Annotated in this window: 11 protein-coding genes; 9 read left to right on the forward strand and 2 right to left on the reverse strand. The window is 71.1% G+C overall.

Going from position 1 to position 15,560, the window contains the following annotated elements; translation table 11 throughout:
* Positions 1 to 68 precede the first annotated feature (68 nt).
* From K8612_RS36185 to K8612_RS36195, 3 genes are all read left to right on the forward strand, one after another.
* Positions 69 to 1,349: an efflux RND transporter periplasmic adaptor subunit gene (locus K8612_RS36185; RefSeq protein WP_223765592.1), complete on the forward strand. Its 1,281-nt coding sequence runs from the start codon at positions 69 to 71 to the stop codon at positions 1,347 to 1,349.
* Between the two features lie 46 nt (positions 1,350 to 1,395).
* Positions 1,396 to 4,584 carry an efflux RND transporter permease subunit gene (locus K8612_RS36190; RefSeq protein WP_223765593.1) on the forward strand — a complete coding sequence of 1,063 codons (3,189 nt, stop codon included), beginning with the start codon at positions 1,396 to 1,398 and terminating at the stop codon, positions 4,582 to 4,584.
* Between the two features lie 72 nt (positions 4,585 to 4,656).
* Positions 4,657 to 6,618, forward strand: a complete 1,962-nt coding sequence (locus K8612_RS36195; protein ID WP_223765594.1) for a 4-alpha-glucanotransferase — start codon at positions 4,657 to 4,659, stop codon at positions 6,616 to 6,618.
* A gap of 75 nt (positions 6,619 to 6,693) precedes the next feature.
* Here the strand turns inward: K8612_RS36195 and K8612_RS36200 are convergent, their stop codons facing one another.
* Positions 6,694 to 7,809 carry a putative glycolipid-binding domain-containing protein gene (locus K8612_RS36200; protein ID WP_223765595.1) on the reverse strand — a complete coding sequence of 372 codons (1,116 nt, stop codon included), beginning with the start codon at positions 7,807 to 7,809 and terminating at the stop codon, positions 6,694 to 6,696.
* 116 nt (positions 7,810 to 7,925) lie between these two features.
* Here K8612_RS36200 and K8612_RS36205 point away from each other — a divergent pair, with 116 nt between their 5' ends.
* The gene (locus K8612_RS36205) at positions 7,926 to 8,723 is read left to right on the forward strand and encodes an AraC family transcriptional regulator (RefSeq protein WP_223765596.1); all 798 of its coding nucleotides are present in this window, start codon (positions 7,926 to 7,928) and stop codon (positions 8,721 to 8,723) included.
* A gap of 77 nt (positions 8,724 to 8,800) precedes the next feature.
* Positions 8,801 to 9,208, forward strand: coding sequence for a hypothetical protein (locus K8612_RS36210; RefSeq protein ID WP_223739504.1), 408 nt, complete (start codon positions 8,801 to 8,803; stop codon positions 9,206 to 9,208).
* A 17-nt stretch (positions 9,209 to 9,225) separates the two neighbouring features.
* On the opposite strand, the gene K8612_RS36215 is transcribed toward K8612_RS36210, so the two are convergent.
* The gene (locus K8612_RS36215) at positions 9,226 to 9,891 is read right to left on the reverse strand and encodes a hypothetical protein (protein WP_223765597.1); all 666 of its coding nucleotides are present in this window, start codon (positions 9,889 to 9,891) and stop codon (positions 9,226 to 9,228) included.
* 162 nt (positions 9,892 to 10,053) lie between these two features.
* Here K8612_RS36215 and K8612_RS36220 point away from each other — a divergent pair, with 162 nt between their 5' ends.
* The 4 genes from K8612_RS36220 to K8612_RS36235 all read left to right on the forward strand — a co-directional run bounded on the left by K8612_RS36220 (position 10,054) and on the right by K8612_RS36235 (position 15,359).
* Positions 10,054 to 11,349, forward strand: a complete 1,296-nt coding sequence (locus tag K8612_RS36220; RefSeq protein ID WP_223765598.1) for a pyridoxal phosphate-dependent aminotransferase — start codon at positions 10,054 to 10,056, stop codon at positions 11,347 to 11,349.
* Between the two features lie 68 nt (positions 11,350 to 11,417).
* A complete protein-coding gene (locus K8612_RS36225) occupies positions 11,418 to 12,704 on the forward strand; it encodes an NTP/NDP exchange transporter (RefSeq protein ID WP_223765599.1) in 1,287 nt (428 codons plus the stop codon).
* Entirely contained in the window at positions 12,701 to 13,873 is a 1,173-nt protein-coding gene (locus tag K8612_RS36230) for an NAD-dependent epimerase/dehydratase family protein (protein WP_223765600.1), read from the forward strand. The genes K8612_RS36225 and K8612_RS36230 overlap by 4 nt, the downstream gene beginning before the upstream one ends.
* Positions 13,874 to 13,997: 124 nt before the next feature.
* A complete protein-coding gene (locus K8612_RS36235) occupies positions 13,998 to 15,359 on the forward strand; it encodes an NAD(P)/FAD-dependent oxidoreductase (protein WP_223765614.1) in 1,362 nt (453 codons plus the stop codon).
* The last annotated feature ends 201 nt before the right edge of the window (positions 15,360 to 15,560 follow it).

Genomic DNA, 15,560 nt, shown 5'->3' on the forward strand with positions numbered 1-15,560 from the left:
CCGGCCCCGGGGACGCCCCCGGGTGGAGCTCCAGGGCCGCATGCCCCTGGGGGCCGGGGAGGCAGGCCGTGGGACGCACCGAAGAGACAGCGGGTCTTCGAGCCCGGCGCACGGGTTCGCGGTGGGGCGCCGTGCTGGCCATCGTCTGGCTGGCCGGCGCCTGCGGGCAGCGCTCCCAGGAGGTCGCCGCGCCCATCGCGCCGACCGTGGTGTCGCTGGGCCCGGAGAACGTGGTGCGCGTGGAGCCCATGCGGCTGGAGAACGGCCCCGTCGTCTCCGGGACGCTCCAGGCGCGGCGGATGGCCAGCGTCCGCGCGGAGGTGGGGGGCAGCATCCTGGACGTGAACGCGGACCAGGGCCAGACGGTGAAGGAGGGGCAGCTCCTGGCGCGCGTGGAGGAGCACACGCTGCGCGAGCAGGTGCTGGCGGCCAGCTCCAACCTGCGCGTGGCGCGCAACGCCTTGCAGGTGGCGAAGGCGGACGAGCAGCGCAATCAGACCCTGGTCAAGCAGGGCGTCATCACCCGCCGCGACTTCGAGCGCGCGCAGTTGTCGCGGACGCAGGCGGAGGGCCAACTGGCGCAGGCTCAAGCGCAGTTGAAGCTGGCGCAGGACCAGTTGTCTCGCACGAAGGTGGCCGCGCCCTTCACGGGAGTGGTGAGCGAGCGGCAGGTGAACGCGGGCGACATCGTCCAGCCGGGCGCGCCGCTCTTCACGGTGGTGGATCCGGAGACGCTGCGGCTGGAGGCCTCGGTGCCCTCGGCGCAGTTGGGCCAGGTGAAGGTCGGCACGCACGTGGACTTCCGGGTGAACGGCTACGAGGACCGCGCCTTCAAGGGCGAGGTGGAGCGCATCAACCCGGCGGTGGACCCCGCCACGGGCCAGGTGCGCATCTACGTGAGCATCCCCAACAGCGAGCAGACGCTCCTGTCCGGCCTGTTCGCGCTGGGGCGCGTGGCGTCCCAGTCCCGGGAGGCGCTGGCCGTGCCGGTGGACGCGCTGGACACGCGCCAGGAGCCGCCCACCGTGCAGCGCATCTCCAACGGCAAGGTGGAGGAGGTGCCGGTGACGCTGGGCCTGCGGGACGACGTGGAGCAGGCCGTGGAGGTGCGCTCGGGGCTGAAGGCCGGGGACGTGGTGCTGCTCGGCTCCGCGCGCGACCTGACCAACGGCACGCCCGTGAAGCTCACCGGCGCGCCGGAAGGTCCGAAGAAGCAGCGGCCCGTCTCTCCGCCGGAAGCCCAGCAGGGCGTGGGCGGCGCGGGCAACGCGTCCGGCGGCGGTGCCCCCGCGCGGGCTCCGGCCGCGGCCGGGACTCCCACGCCCCCGGCCCAGGCACCCGCGAAGTAGCGGCGAGGCGTCTCCACTTCTTGAAGCAGCACCGCAGGAGTCGTCCGTGTTCATCTCCGACTTCGCCATCAAGCGCCCCATCATCACCATCACGGCGATGGTGGCGCTCGTCGTGTTCGGCATCGTCGCGCTCATCAACCTGGAGACGGACGAGTTCCCGGACGTTCAGCAGCCGGTCATCAACGTCACCATCGCGTACCCGGGGGCCTCACCGGAGACGGTGGAGCGCGAAATCGTGGAGCCCATCGAGGACGCCATCTTCGCCATCTCCGGCGTGGACGGGAAGAAGACCACGTCCAGCTCCACGGACAGCCTGGCGAACTTCACGGTCTTCTTCGACTTCGAGAAGGACGTGCAGGAGGCGTCCCAGGACATCCGCGACGCCATCTCCAGCAAGCGCGCGGACCTGCCGCAGGAGATGGAGGAGCCCATCCTCACGCGCTTCGACCCGTCGGACCAACCCATCGTGTCGCTGGTGCTGACGTCGGACGCGCTGGACGTGCCCGCGCTGTCGCTCATCGCGGACCCGATGGTGGTGGGGGATTTGCGCTCGGTGCCGGGCGTGGCGCAGGCCACGGTGGTGGGCGGCGTGGACCGGGAGATGACGGTGCAGGTGCGGCCCGCGTCGCTCCAGGCGGCGGGCCTGTCGGTGGCGCAGGTGGTTGCGGCGCTCCAGGCGCAGAACCTGGCGGCGCCGGTGGGCCGGCTCAACACCGAGCTTCAAGAACGCACCATCCGGCTCAAGGGCCGCCTGGAGACGCCGGAGGACTTCGCGCAGGTGCCCATCGCGGAGCGCAACGGACGCACGCTGCGGCTGGGGGAAGTGGCGGACGTGTTCGCCGGCACCGAGGAGCCGCGCACCCTGTCGCTCTACAACGGCGCGCAGGCGGTGGGCATCGAGGTCATCAAGGCCAAGGGCTACAGCACCACGGAGGTCGCGGACGGCGTGCGCGAGCGGGTGAAGACGCTCCAGCAGCGGCTGCCCGCCAACGCGAAGCTCGAAATCGTCCGCGACGCGGGCACGCGCGTGGAGAACTCCGTCGTCAACGTGCAGCAGGCGCTGATTGAAGGCGCGCTGCTCACGGTGCTGGTGGTGTTCCTGTTCCTCAACTCGTGGCGCTCCACGGTGATTACCGGCCTGGCGCTGCCCGTGTCCGTGCTGGCGTCGTTCGTGAGCGTGTGGGCGTTCGGCTTCACGCTCAACACGATGTCGCTGTTGGGGCTGACGCTGGCCATCGGCATCCTCATCGACGACGCCATCGTGGTGCGCGAGAACATCGTGCGGCACGTGGAGATGGGCAAGGACCACTACACGGCGTCGCGCGAGGGCACGAGCGAGATTGGGCTCGCGGTGGCGGCGACGACGTTCTCCATCGTGGCGGTGTTCGTCCCGGTGGCGTTCATGTACGGGGTGGCCGGGCAGTGGTTCAAGCCGTTCGCGCTCACCATCGCGTGCTCGGTGCTGGTGTCGCTGTTCGTGAGCTTCTCGCTGGACCCCATGCTCAGCGCGTACTGGCCCGACCCGCAGGTGGAGAAGGGCGAGCGGCGCAACTTCATCTCGCGCGGGCTTGCGCGCTTCAACCACTGGTTCGACCGGCAGGCGGACCGCTACAAGGGCGTCATCGCGTGGGCGCTGGACCACCGGCTCGCGATGGTGCTGCTGGCGGTGGGCTCGCTGGTGGGCGCGGTGGCGCTGCAGGGCGTCTTCGGCGGCGCGGGCTTCGTGCCGGTGAGCGACCGCTCGGAGATTGAGATGCTGGTGGAGACGCCCGCGGGCTCCAGCCTGGACTACACGCGGCGCAAGGTGGAGGAGGTGTCCCGCCTCACGCGCCAGCACCCGGAGGTCGCGTACACGTACACGACCATCGGCGTGCCGCTGCCGCTGCGCTCACCGGGCGTGGACCAGGCGCTGGTGTACGTGCGGCTCAAGCCGAAGGCGGAGCGCAAGGCCAGCCAGGAGGTGCTGGGCAAGACGCTGCGTCAGGAGCTGCTCGCGGTGGGCGGCGCGAACGTGTCTGTCTTCACCAGCGGCTTTGGCGGGGCCATCAAGTCCATCCAGTTGGAGCTGCGCGGCCCGGAGGCCAAGGGGCTCAACCAACTGGCGCAGCAGGTGATGAAGGAGGTGAAGCAGGTGCCGGGCGCGGTGGACGTGGGGCTGTCCACGCGCGGCGAGAAGCCGGAGCTGGAGGTGGAGCTGAACCGCGGGGTCGCGGGCCAGCTCAACGTGACGGTGGGGCAGGTGGCGCAGTCCCTGCGGCCGGCCTTCGCGGGCCTGGACTCCGGCGACTGGGTGGACCCCATTGGCGAGACGCGCGACGTGATGGTGCGCCTGGCGCCCCGGTTCCGGGAGACGCCGTCCCAGTTGTCGCAGTTGCCGCTGGTGGTGGGCACCAGCGCCACGGGCGCGCCGGTGGTGGTGCCGCTGGGGCAGGTGGCGACCGTGAAGCAGACGGTGGGCCCGGCGCAGATCGACCACCTGAACCGCGAGAAGGTCATCAACGTGCAGGCGAACGTGGCGGGGCGGTCGCTGTCGGAGGTGATGGGCGACATCCAGACGCGGCTCAAGGCGGTGAAGGTGCCGCCGGGCTACGAGGTGTCCACGGGCGGTGAGTCCGCGGATCAGCAGGAGGTGTTCGGTCGGGTGTTCCTGGCGCTGGGCGTGGCGGTGATGCTGATGTACCTCATCCTCGTCATCCAGTTCGGCTCGTTCATCGACCCGCTGGCCATCCTGGTGTCGCTGCCGCTGTCGTTGATTGGCGTGGTGCTGGCGCTGGTGGTGACGGGGGACACGCTGAACATCATGAGCCTCATCGGCGTCATCCTGCTCATGGGCATCGTCGCGAAGAACGCCATCCTGCTCATCGACTTCGCCAAATGGCAGCACGAGAAGGGCATGCCCTTGCGCGAGGCGCTCATCGAAGCGGGGCGCATCCGCTTGCGGCCCATCATCATGACGACCTTCGCGCTCATCGCGGGCATGGTGCCGGTGGCGCTGGGGCACGGCGAGGGTGGCGACTTCCGGGCGCCGCTGGGCCGCGCGGTGATTGGCGGTGTCATCACGTCCACGCTGCTCACGCTGCTGGTGATTCCGACGGTGTATGAAATCCTGACGGACGCCCGCGCGTGGACGACGGGGAAGCTGCGCCGGGTGTTCAAGCCGGGCGGCCAGACCCACGGGCCGGCGCACGGCGGCGGCGGCGAGCCCCGGCCCCAACCGCAGGCCCGGCAGGAGTGACGCGAAGGAGATGCTCGCGTCACCCTCAAGGAACGGTTGGCGCATCGCGCGGGGGGCCATAGGGTCCGGAGTGTGGAGCTCCTGTCCCCGCTGCCCGATTCGCACCGCTCGCTCGTCACCGAAGCCCTGGAGGCGCTGGGCGTCACCCGCTGGGTCCTGAGCATCCATGACCCCAGCTTCCCCGGCCTCCCCGGAGAGGACCTGGGGCGCGGCTCGCCGTACTCCGAGGGCGCCGCGCGCTTCCTCGCCTTCGCGCGCGACCTGGGCTTCACCGGCATCCAACTGGGGCCGCAGGGGCAGACCACCGCGTACAACCCGTCGCCGTATGACGGCACGTTGTTCTCCCGCAATACGCTGAACGTGGCGCTCGCGCCGCTCACGGATCCGCACGGCCCCTGGGGCGCGCTGCTGTCCCCGGACACCCTGGCGCGGCTCGTCTCCGAGGTGCCCGAAGCCGCGGGACCGGAGGCCCGGTATGCCTCCGCGTGCCGGGGCCAGGCGCGGGCGCTCCAGGAGGCGTGGGACACCTTCCGGCGCGAGCGGGACCGCGTGGATGCTCCCGCGTCCATCCTCGCGCTCATCCGCCGCTTCGCGGACTTCCGCCTGGAGCACCGCGAGTGGCTGGAGCGGGATGCGCTCTTCGACGTGCTGGCCGCCCGGTATCACACGCCGGATGACTGGCGCGGGTGGGCGGACTCGCTGGATGGGCGCCTGTTCGCGCCGCGCGCTGGCGAGGTGATGCAGGCGGAGGCGCGCATCCGGGAGCTGCTCACCGCCGAGGCCGACGCCGTGGAGCAGTACGCCTTCCGCCAGTTCCTCGTGCACGAGCAGCACGGGCTGCTGCGGGAGCTCGCGGGGGCGTGGGGGCTCAAGCTGTACGGGGACCTCCAGATTGGTTTCTCGCCTCGGGACACGTGGGCCCGGCAGGGGCTGTTCCTGGGCGCGTACCTCATGGGGGCTCCGCCCAGCCGCACCAACCCGGAGGGCCAGCCGTGGAACTACCCGGTGCTGGATCCGGAGCAGTACGTCGCTCCGGACGGCTCGGGCCCCGGGCCGGTGCTGAGCTACCTGGACGCGCGGCTGGGCAAGATGCTCTCCGAGTACGACGGGCTGCGCATCGACCATCCGCACGGGCTCGTGTGCCCGTGGGTGTACCGCGCGGGCTCGGCGGATCCGCTGCGCGCGGTGCAGGGCGGGGCGCGCCTGTTCTCCTCGCCGGACCTGCCGGACCACCCGGCGCTCGCGCGGTACTCCATCGTGGCCCCGGAGCAACTGGACCGCTCGCTGCCGCGTTACGCGGACGGGTGGGTGAAGGGACTCACGGAGGAGCAGGTGGGCCGGTACGCCCTCCTCTTCGACTCCGTGGTGCGCACGGCGCGCGAGCACGGCCGGGCCCGCGAGGACGTGCTGTGCGAGGTGCTGAGCACGCTGCCGTACGAGCTGTCCCGGGTGATGGCCCGCGATGGCCTGGGCCGCTTCCGCGTCACGCAGAAGGCGGACCTGAACAACCCGGCGGACGTGTACCGCAGCGAGAACGTGGCCCCCGAGGACTGGGTGATGGTGGGCAACCACGACACGAAGTCACTCTGGCGGCTGATCTCCGAGTGGCAGTGGAGGCACGCGCTGCGCGCGCAGGCGGACTACCTCGCGGAGCGGCTGTATCCCGAAGCGGAGGGGCGTGAGGACTTCGCGCGTCGGCTGGCGCGGGACCCCGGGCTGCTCGCGCAGGCGAAGTTCGCGGACCTGTTCGCCAGCCGCGCGCGCAGCGTGATGGTGTTCTTCGCGGACCTGCTGGGCATGCCGGACACGTACAACGCGCCGGGCTCCGTGGACGCGCGCAACTGGTCCCTGCGCATCCCCACGGACTGGGCCGAGCACTACCAGCAGCGGCTGCGCGTGGGGGCCGCGCTCAACCTGCCGCAGGTGCTCGCCATGGCGCTGCGCGCGGGCGGAGCCGAGGCCCGCGCACGGCACGCGGAGTTGCTGACACGGCTGGATGAAGCCGCTGTCCGGCTGCGAAGCGGCGTGCGCTGAAGCGCGCCCCCCGGGGGCGACCGGCACGAACCTGTCCGACAGTCGGACAGGTTCTGGACGCCCGTGGCCGGAGGCTCAGGGGATGCGCCGCATGTCGAAGCGCGACTGGCGCTTCCACTGCCCATCGGCTTGCTGGACCTCTCCGAGCCAGGTGAAGCGGTCCGGTCCGATGTCGGAGAAGCTCCAGCGGATGGGCTTCCCGTGGTGCTCGCCCAGGAGGAAGAGCCGGTCGCCGTCCCGTCCCCCGGCCAGCCGGTTGATGGCGCCGCCCGTGGGGCTGACCCAGGTGATCTGCCACTGGCCCGCGGCCCGGTCGAAGGTGCGCACCGTGGTGCCGTAGCGCTTGTTCGCGCCGGGGCCCGGCCGCGCGGGGGCGCGCCGCGACGGCACGATGAACACGTCCTGCAGGGCGCGTCCGTCCAGCACCCAGTGGAACCACCACTCCCCCGGGCTCTCGCGAACGCTCCCATCCGCATCATGGTCCTGGATGGTCCCCTCCCATCCGCCCACCAGCCACCCGAAGGTCGCCGCCGCGTCACCCAGCTCGCTGGAGGGCCCCGGGCTCACCAGTGCCTCCACGAACGCCTGCTTCGCGGTCACCGGCGCCGTGGGCCCCTCCGCGATCCTGCGCCAGAGGTCGGCGTAATCAATGGGCACCCCGTCCGCGTCCACGTCCAGCATCGCGTTGAAGTCGCTCTCCAGGCCCTCGTAGCGGTAGCGCGCGGGCCCTGTCCGCGTGTAGCCCTGCCGCGCGGGCACGACCTCCAGCTCGGGGAACCGCACCCACGCCGCGCGGATCTCCGCGCGGGCGCCTTCGGCAAGCCGCAGCCGGTTGATGGGCAGCGCATTGGTGGAGGGCGTCAGGCCCAGGTCCACGTCCGTGCAGCCCTCCAGCTCCTGCGCGACCTGCCCGTCCTTCCACCAGTGGCCCTGCCCGTCGTGCTCCAGCGTGAGCGCCCGGTGCTCACCGCGCCACGACTGCGTCACGCTGACCCGGCGCGTGCGCCAGGCGCTGTCACAGACGATGGAGTACTCCGCCCTCAGCGGAGCACCCTGCTCCGCGACGAGGAGCAAGCCGGACAGCTCCGCGCCCTCCGGCCCGCGCCGCACGCGTGCATGCTCGAATCCCAGTTCATCCATCACGCGCCGCCAGATGAGCTCCCGCGTGACTGCCGTTGTCTCCGTCGCCATGATTCGGTCACCCCGCTTGAATGAATGGGGACAGGATGGAAGGAAGGCGCGTGGCCGACTTGGGGAAAGTGGACCTGACGACAGCTCGCCGGCTGGCGTCCGGAGACGGCTGGCGCGTGAGCGAGATCCTCTGCCGCTCCGGTCCCAGGGACCCCGTCTTCGAGGAACAGCACACCTGGGTGTCCGTCTCCGCCGTCCTGTCGGGGAGCTTCACCTACCGTTCCCGGAACGGCCGCGTGCTGCTGACGCCCGGCTCGCTGCTGCTCGGGGAACAGCACACGTCCTTCTGCTGCGGCCACGAGCACGGCGTGGGCGACCGCTGCATCGCCTTCCACTTCCAGCCCGAGCTCATGGAAGAGGTGGCCCGCGACCTGTCCGGGGTGACACGCACGGACTTCCCCCAGCACCGGCTGCCGCCCCTCCAGCGGCTCGCACCGCTCATCGCGGATGCCTGGGCGCTGGCCGGGCAGCCTGGCTCGCGCGGCGCGGAGGAGCTGGCGCTGCGGATGGCGGGCGCCGCGCTGCGCGGCCTTCACGCGGGCCCCGCACGGCCCGTCACCGCCACCGAGGAGCGGCGCATGGCGGACGCGCTCCGGCTCATGGAGGACCGGCTGGTGGAGCCCCTCTCCCTGGGCGTGCTCGCGCAGGAGCTGGGCATGGGCCGCCACCACTTCCTGCGCACCTTCCGCAAGGTGGTGGGAGAGAGCCCCTACAGCTACATCCTGGGCCGTCGCCTGACACTCGCCGCTGAACGCCTGCGGACTGGCCGCGAGCGCATCGCGGACGTCGCCTTCGCGTGTGGGTTTGGCGACCTGTCTGAGTTCGTCCGCCGCTTCCGTGCCCGCTTCGGCGTCACGCCTTCCGCGTACCGCGTCCGTGCTCGACCCGGGTCGACCGGGACAGAGCGGGTCTAACCAGTCTCCTTGGAAAACCCTGTTCTCGATGCTATCGGGTCTGGGCAATTCTTTGATCAGGGTGAGGCAAGGACCGCGTGGCGAAACATCGTGAGTGGGAGTTCGGAGCGCATCGCGCGTACTTCGAGGAGCCGGACCTGTTGGTGATGAAGTTCAACGGGCCCTCGAAGATGGAGGACTCGAAGAAGGTGCTGGAGATCTGCCAGGAGGTGTCGAAGAACGGACCGGTGTTCGTCATCTCCGACGTGTCCACCTCCAGCATCGACAAGGACTCGCGCGAGCTGCTGGTGGCGCAGGCCAAGGCCGAGTGGTTCCGCGGCCACGTCTACCTGGGCACGGGCCCGCTGCAGCGCGCGGGCGCCAAGGCGCTGATGCTCGCGCTCTACTTCACCGGCAAGTGGACGGTGGACGTGGACTTCGCGGACTCGGAGAAGGACGCGCGCGAGCTCGTCGCGAAGAAGCGCGCCCAGCCGCCCAAGAAGTAGCCGGCGCTCCCGCCGCCTCAGTGCTGGACGTCCAGCACGAGGCGCGTGGGGTCCTTCAGCTCCAGCACGCGGAACGGGACGCGGCGCGCGGTGCCCAGCACCCACGTCACCTCGCCCTCGAAGTCGCACACGCGCTCCAGCCCCAGCAGGGACGGCAGCGCGGGCTTGAGCGAGCGCTGCGCCACCGTCGCCTGCCCCTGGTCGTCATGCGCCCGCGCCAGCGTGAAGCGCACCTCCAGCATGGCCTCTCCCGGCGTCTTCACGTCGTCGCCGGAGCCGCACTGCTGCGCTGACTTCACGTAGCCCAACTGGTAGCCCGGCAGGCGCGGCCCGTCGAACTCGAACACCGTGCGGTCGTAGTCCGCGTGCGTCCCCGTGCGCACCGAGCGCAACGTGATGGCCGGGGGCTCGCCGCGCGGCTTCTGGACCGTCTCCGTCGTCCACGCCGCGCCCTCGGAGTCCGGCGCCGCCGTGGGCGCCGGCCCGCCCGCGTCCTCCTTCACGTCCAGCACCTGGTGCACCACCGGGGCGGTGGCGGCCGGTCCCTCGCGCGGCACGGTCCTGGCGGGCGGAGGCACGGCCGGTACGTCCATGGGGACGGTCTGGGGCTCCTGCTTCTGGCAGCCCTGGCCCAGCACTCCCAACACCACTCCCACCACATACAGCCCCTGTCGCAGGCGCATCCGGTTCCTCCCATCAAACCCCGTCAGCCGGGGACTTCCCGAGTCCTCGCACACCGCGCTCCCCAGGACCATGGAAGATGCGCCTTCCCGGCGCCGTTGCGTATAGGGTCCGACGGGCCGCGTCCCCCCGGCCCCCCTTCGTGCACTGGAGAGATCCGCACCATGGCCATTGATTTGACCTCCCTCCCGCGTCCCTCTCGCGACGACACCACCGTGAGCACCATGGTGCGTGGGCTCGTGGGCAGCGAAATCCTCCGCATCGCCGCGGAGATCCGCGAGCTCGTGGCCAAGGGCACGAAGGTGTGCAACCTCACCGTGGGGGACTTCAGCCCGAAGGAGTTCCCCGTCCCGGACGGCCTGCGCGACCAGATTGGCGCCGCGCTCCAGGCCGGCGAGACGAACTACCCGCCGTCCGACGGCGTGCTGGACCTGCGCCAGGCCGTGCAGCGCTTCTACGAGCGCTCCCTGGGGCTGAAGTACCCGCTGGAGGGCATCACCATCGCGGGCGGCGCGCGGCCCGTCATCTACGCCACCTACCGCGCGGTGCTCGACCCGGGGGACGTGGTCGTCTACCCGGTGCCGTCGTGGAACAACAACCACTACGCCCACATGCTGGGCGCGAAGAGCGTGGTGGTGACGACGGAGGCGTCCGCGGGCTTCATGCCCACGCTGGCGCAGTTGGAGCCGCACCTGTCTACCGCGCGTCTGCTGTGCCTGTGCAGCCCGCTCAACCCCACCGGCACCATGATTGACGCGGAGGCCCTGCGCGCCATCTGCCAGCGCATCGTGGAGGAGAACCGCGCGCGCGAGGGCCGCGGCCAGAAGCCTCTCATCCTGATGTACGACCACATCTACTGGGTGCTGAACTTCGGCAAGAAGCACGTCACGCCCGTGGAGCTGGTGCCGGAGATGGCGCCGTACACCGTGTTCGTGGACGGCATCAGCAAGGCCTTCGCCGCCACCGGCGTGCGCGTGGGCTGGGGCGTGGGCGCGCCCACCCTCATCTCCCGCATGCGCGACGTGCTGGGCCACGTGGGCGCCTGGGCCCCCAAGGCCGAGCAGGTCGCCACCGCGCGCTACCTGGACGACGTGCCCGCCACCGAGTCCTTCCTGACGACGATGCGCCAGCGCGTCGACCAGCGCCTGGAGGCCCTCTACAAGGGCTTCCAGCGCATGAAGGACGCGGGCCTGCCGGTGGAGGCCATCGCGCCGCAGGGCGCCATCTACCTCACCGTGCGCTTCAACGTGGTGGGCAGGGACGGCCTCGCGACCAACGACGCCATCCGCAAGCGCCTGCTGGAGAAGGCCCGCTTCGCCGTGGTGCCCTTCCAGGCGTTCGGCCTCCAGGAGGACACCGGCTGGTTCCGCCTCTCCGTGGGCGCCACCTCCGTCGCCGAAATCGAGGAGGCGCTGCCTCGGGTGGAGGCCACCGTGCGCGAAATCCTCGCGGCCCGGTAGCCTCTTTCCTCCACAGGCTGGCAGGCAGGGAATAGCCTGCCAGCCGTGGCGTTGGGAGCGCCGCCATCATGCTCAAGCGCTTCGTGGACGTCCGTGACGAGGAGGGAGGGGCGGTCCTCGGGGCGTTCGTCTACTTCTTCACGCTGATGTGCGGCTACGCCATCCTGCGGCCCATCCGCAACGAGATGGGCACCGCCGGGGACGTGAAGCACCTGCCCTGGCTCTTCAGCGTCACCTTCGTCGTGATGCTGCTGGCGGTGCCGGCCTTCTCCGCGCTGGTGGCGCGCTACCCTCGGCGGGTGGTGGTGCCGCGCGTGTACCGCTTCTTCCTCTTCAACCTGCTGGCCTTCTTCGCGCTGCTCAAGTGGGGCGTGGCGAAGGAGGGCGTGGCGCGCGCCTTCTACGTCTGGCTGAGCGTCTACAACCTGTTCGTCGTCTCCATCTTCTGGAGCTTCATGGCGGACGTGTTCGCCAGCGACCAGGGCAAGCGGCTCTTCGGCTTCATCGCCGCGGGCGGCACCACGGGGATGATCGTCGGCCCGTTCCTGGTGGGCAGGCTCGCGGAGCCGGTGGGGCCGGTGAACCTCATCCTCGTGTCCGCGGTGATGCTGGAGGTGAGCGCGCAGTGCGTGCGCCGCCTGGGCCACTGGGCCCGGGACGTGCAGCACCAGCCCGCCACGCGCGAGGGCCCGGTGGGCGGCGGGATGCTCGCGGGCTTGCGTCTCCTGGTGACGTCGCCGTTCCTGCTCGCGCTGGGGATGCAGGTGCTGCTGTACGCGGCGACCTCCACGTTCCTGTACTACCAGGAGGTGCAGCTCGTCGCGTCGCTGGCGAAGGACGCGGCGTCGCGCACGGCGGCGTTCGCGGACATCGACTTCTGGGTGCAGGTGCTGACGCTGGCCCTCCAGACGCTCGTCACCGGGCGGGTCATCTCGCGTCTGGGATTGGGCGTGGCCATGGCGGTGGCGCCGGTGCTCACGCTGGTGGGCTTTGGCGTGCTCGCGTTCGCGCCGGTGCTGGCGGTGCTCATCGCGGTGAAGTCGCTCCGGGGCGCGAGCCACTACGCGCTGGAGCGCCCGTCGCGCGAAATCCTCTTCACCACGGTGGACCGCGAGGCCCGCTACAAGTCCAAGAGCTTCATCGACACGGTGGTGTACCGCGGCAGCGACACGCTGAGCGCGTGGCTGCAGGGGGGGCTGACCGCGCTGGGCCTGGGCATGACGGGCCTGTCGCTGGCGGCCGTGCCCGTGGCCGCGCTGTGGCTCGCGGTGGCCCTGTACCTGGCGCGCCAGCAGCGCACGCGCGCCGCTGAATCCATCCCGCAAACGACCCTTTCTGGAGGAACCACGGCATGAAGCTGTCCCGAAGAGGCGTGATTCAAGCAGCGGCCGCGCTGGGCGCGGTCCAGGTGTTGGGCTGTGCGTCGTCCCCCAAGGCGGGCCCGGGCCCAGGCTCGGCGGCGGGGGACGGGGACAGCGCCCCCAGCAAGCCCCTGAACCTCCTCATCCTGGGCGGCACCCGGTTCCTGGGCCCCGCGCTGGTGCAGGTGGCGCAGGCGCGCGGCCACACGCTCACGCTCTTCAACCGCGGCAAGTCCAACCCGGGCCTGTTCCCGGACGTGGAGAAGCTCCAGGGGGACCGCGACCCCAACAAGGGTGAAGGCCTGAAGGCGCTGGCGGGCCGCAAGTGGGACGCGGTCATCGACACGTCCGGCTACGTGCCGCGCATCGTGAAGGCGTCCGCGGAGCTGCTCGCGCCCAACGTGGGGCAGTACGTCTTCATCTCCAGCGTCTCCGTCTACAAGGAGATGACGAAGAAGAACCTCAGCGAGTCCGACGCCGTGGGCACCATCGCCGACGAGACGACGGAGGAGGTGGGCGAGGAGAGCTACGGCCCGCTCAAGGCGCTCTGCGAGAAGGCCGCGGAGGCCGCGCTGCCCGGCCGCACGCTGAACATCCGCCCCGGCCTCATCGTGGGTCCGGATGACGGCTCCGACCGCTTCACCTACTGGCCGCTGCGCGTGGCGAAGGGCGGCGAGGTGCTGGCCCCCGGCGACGGCGAGGACCCGGTGCAGGTCATCGACGCGCGCGACCTGGCCGCGTTCATCATCCGCAACGTGGAGCGCCGCACCGCGGGCATCTTCAACGTCACCGGCCCGGTGGAGCCCATGAAGATGAAGGGCATGCTGGAGACCCTGCGCGAGGCGACCGGGAGCGACGCGCGCTTCACCTGGGTGGACAGCGCGTTCCTGGAGCAGCAGAAGGTGACGGCCTTCGGGGACATGCCCGCGTGGGTGCCGCGCACCGGACCGGAGAGCGGCATCGGCGCGGTGAGCATCGCCAGGGCCACGCAGGCGGGGCTCGTCACCCGGCCGCTCGCGGACACCGTGCGCGACACGCTGACCTGGTTCCACGCGCTGCCGGCGGACCGCCAGGAGAAGCTGCGCGCGGGCCTGTCCGCCGAGCGGGAGAAGGAAGTGCTCGCCGCCTGGCACCAGGCGAAGGGCACCGCGAAGGCGGGCTGAGCCGCCGCGTCTGGCATCCGGGTGCCTGGCCGGGGAGCGGCCGGGCATCCGTCCCCCAGCCGCCGGGCAGGCGAGAGACAGCGGATGCTGGCCGGGCGCGTCATGCGTCCGCACCTTGTCCGCCATGGAACGCGACCGGGACAGCAGGCATCACGTGGTCATCGTGGGGGCGGGCTTCGGCGGGCTTCAGGCCGCGAAGGCCCTGGGCAAGGCGGACAACGTGCGGGTGACGGTGGTGGACCGCTACAACCACCACCTCTTCCAGCCGCTGCTCTACCAGGTGGCGACGGCGGTGCTGAACCCGTCGGACATCTCCGCGCCCATCCGCACGGTGCTGCGCTCGCGCAACACGGAGGTGCTGCTGGCGGAGGCGAAGTCGGTGGACGCGCGCCGCAAGGTGCTCGTGGTGGAGGGCGGAGAGATTCCCTACGACTCGCTGGTGCTGGCCACGGGCGCGACGCACTCGTACTTCAAGCACCCGGAGTGGGCGCAGGTGGCGCCTGGGCTGAAGACGCTGGAGGACGCGGTGCGCATGCGCGAGCGCGTGCTGACGGCCTTCGAGGCGGCGGAGCGCGAGTCCGACCCGGAGCGCCAGCGCCAGTGGATGACCTTCGTCATCATCGGCGCGGGGCCCACGGGGGTGGAGCTGGCGGGGGCGCTCTCGTACATGACGCGGCACGGGCTGCCGAAGGACTTCCGGCGCATCGACACGCGTCAGGCGCGGGTCATCCTGCTGGAGGGCCTGCCGCGCGTGCTGAGCACCTATCCGGAGGAGCTGTCGGAAGCGGCGAAGCGCGACCTGGAGAAGCTGCACGTCGAGGTGCGCACCGGGGCCCTGGTGACGGGCATCGACGCGGAGGGCGTCACCTTCGGTGACGAGCACATCGCCACGCGCACGGTGCTGTGGGGCGCGGGGGTGGCGGCGTCGCCGCTGGTGCGCTCGCTGGAGGTGCCGCTGGACCGCGCGGGGCGGGTGAAGGTGACGCCGCTGCTGACGGCGCCGGGCCTGAATGACGTGTATGTGATTGGCGACGTGGCGGCGGCGGAGCAGCGCGGAAAGCCCGTGCCGGGCATCGCGCCGGCGGCGATGCAGATGGGGCGGCACGTGGCGAAGACCATCCGCGCCCGCCTGGCGGACAAGCCGCTGCGCGCGTTCCGCTACCACGACAAGGGCAGCTTCGCGGTGATTGGCCGCGGCTACGCGGTGGGGCTGCTCTTCGACAAGTGGCGCATGAAGGGGCTGCCCGCGTGGTGCGTCTGGGCAGGCGTGCACATCGCCTACCTCGTCGGCTTCCGCAACCGCGCCTCCGTGATGCTGAACTGGGGCTACACCTTCTTCACCAAGGGAGGCCGGGACATGCGGCTCATCACCGGCAACGTGGTGAAGCGCATGCCCGCCCTGGCGGCGTCCCTCCAGGCCCCCGCCGTGCCTCCTCCTCCGGTGCGTCCGGAGCTGCCGGCGTCGCGGCCCGCGCCGGTGCACTGAGGCAGGAAGACCTGGGACGTGGTGCGAAAAGTCGCCCCGGTGCCTGCTGGCGCCGGGGCGATTTCCGTTTGGATCCAGGCCGTCCCCACCCCTGATGCCCTCATGCCGGCCCCCTGGTGGGGGAGCGGGCGTGACGGAGCGGGACAGGGGGGCCCTGGCCATGTCAGCCTCTCGCGATAGGGAAGGGTAGGGACGCGCACG

The sequence above is a fragment of the Corallococcus sp. AS-1-6 genome (assembly GCF_020037015.1).
Taxonomy (GTDB): domain Bacteria; phylum Myxococcota; class Myxococcia; order Myxococcales; family Myxococcaceae; genus Corallococcus.